Source organism: Streptomyces sp. CBMA123 (genome assembly GCF_014596465.1).
In the GTDB taxonomy this organism is placed as follows: Bacteria; Actinomycetota; Actinomycetes; order Streptomycetales; family Streptomycetaceae; genus Kitasatospora.
This window is the reverse complement of record NZ_MECK01000440.1, coordinates 1-2198: the sequence shown is the minus strand read 5'-3', so window position 1 is coordinate 2198 and position 2198 is coordinate 1. Positions and strand designations below refer to the sequence as shown.

The following is a 2198-nucleotide window of genomic DNA, read 5'->3' as shown; positions in this document are numbered from 1 at the left end:
AAGGCCCCCGTCGTGGCGGCCCCGGTCGTCGAGGCGCCCGTCGTGGAGGCCCCCGCCACCGGTCCGGAGACCGAGGCCGAGTGGGAGGAGGACGGCCGTCCGTCGCGCCGTCGCCGTCGGGGCGGCCGCCGCCGTCGCCGGGGCGAGGCCGAGGAGTTCGAGGCCGCCGAGACCGAGCAGCCCGTCGTCGAGGAGCCGGCCCACGCCGTCGAGGAGGAGGACGACGAGGACGACGACCTGGCCGCCGGCCTGTCCTCGTCCCGTCGCCGTCGCCGCCGTCGCCGCCGCACCGGTGAGGCCGACGCCGTCGAGACCGCCGAGACCACCGAGGACGGCGTCCGCACGGTGGTGAAGGTGCGCGAGCCGCGCCGCCGCTCCACCGAGCCGTCCTTCGACCCGGACGAGGTGCAGTCCATCAAGGGCTCGACCCGTCTGGAGGCGAAGAAGCAGCGTCGCCGCGAGGGCCGCGAGCTGGGCCGCCGCCGGGTGCCGATCATCACCGAGGCCGAGTTCCTGGCCCGCCGGGAGTCGGTCGAGCGCGTCATGGTGGTGCGCCAGAACGGCCAGCGCACCCAGATCGGCGTCCTCGAGGACGGCGTGCTGGTCGAGCACTACGTCAACAAGGAGCAGGCCACCTCGTACGTCGGCAACGTCTACCTGGGCAAGGTCCAGAACGTGCTGCCGTCGATGGAGGCCGCCTTCGTCGACATCGGCAAGGGCCGCAACGCGGTGCTGTACGCCGGTGAGGTCAACTTCGGCGCGCTGGGCCACGGCGGCCCGCGCCGGATCGAGTCGGTGCTGAAGTCCGGCCAGTCCGTGCTGGTGCAGGTCTCCAAGGACCCGATCGGCCACAAGGGCGCCCGCCTGACCAGCCAGATCTCGCTGCCCGGCCGCTACCTGGTGTACGTGCCCGAGGGCTCGATGACCGGCATCTCGCGCAAGCTGCCCGAGAACGAGCGCGCCCGGCTGAAGCAGATCCTGAAGAAGATCGTCCCGGACGACGCGGGCGTCATCGTGCGCACCGCCGCCGAGGGCGCCTCCGAGGAGGAGCTGACCCGCGACGTCCAGCGCCTCCAGCAGCAGTGGGAGGACATCCAGAAGAAGGCGGCCACCGGCAACGCCCCGGCGCTGCTGTACGGCGAGCCGGACATGACCGTCCGGGTCGTCCGCGACATCTTCAACGAGGACTTCACCAAGGTCATCGTCTCCGGCGACGAGGCGTGGAAGACCATCCACGAGTACGTCTCCAACGTGGCCCCGGACCTCGCCGAGCGACTCCAGCGGTGGACCTCCGAGGTGGACGTGTTCGCCACCTACCGGATCGACGAGCAGCTGATGAAGGCGCTGGACCGCAAGGTCTGGCTGCCCAGCGGCGGTTCGCTGGTGATCGACCGCACCGAGGCGATGGTCGTCATCGACGTCAACACCGGGAAGTTCGTCGGCCAGGGCGGCAACCTGGAGGAGACGGTCACCCGGAACAACATCGAGGCGGCCGAGGAGATCGTGCGCCAGCTGCGGCTGCGCGACCTCGGCGGCATCATCGTGATCGACTTCATCGACATGGTCCTGGAGTCCAACCGCGACCTGGTGCTGCGCCGCCTGCTGGAGTGCCTGGGCCGGGACCGGACCAAGCACCAGGTGGCCGAGGTCACCTCGCTGGGCCTGGTCCAGATGACCCGCAAGCGGGTCGGCCAGGGCCTGCTGGAGTCCTTCTCCGAGCCCTGCGTGCACTGCAACGGCCGCGGTGTGATCGTCCACATGGAGCAGCCGAGCGTCCACGTCCACGCCCCGGCGGCGGCCGCCGTCGAGGCCGGCCCGGGCAGCGGCAAGCGCCGTCGCCGGGGCAAGGGCGGCGTGGGCCACGAGGAGCCGCAGGCCGTCGAGGCCGGGTCGTCGGTGGCCGAGGCCGTCGCCGAGGCGGACCTGGAGCCCGCCGAGCCGGTGCGCGAGGAGATCGAGGGTCAGTTGGCCCTGGAGGTCCCGGGCGTCGAGGTGACGGACGTCGAGGTGGCGGACGTCGAGGCCGCTCCGGCGCAGGCCGTGGAGGCACCGGTGGCCGAGGCCCCCGCCCCCGCCGCCCTGGCCTGAACCACCCGACGAGAACCGCCGCTCCCCTCGACAGCCAGTACGGGCGGCACTCCCGGAACTCCGGCCCGGATTCAGCGCTGGGCGAGCGCCGCGGCCAGGAACATCGCGAC

At 72.3% G+C, this 2198-nt stretch carries 1 protein-coding gene; it reads left to right on the top strand.

Annotated elements, in window-relative coordinates; all coding sequences use genetic code 11:
- On the top strand, positions 1-2088 hold a 2088-nt coding region (locus BG452_RS32995), incomplete at its 5' end, for a ribonuclease E/G (RefSeq protein WP_223243085.1).
- Positions 2089-2198 lie beyond the last annotated feature (110 nt).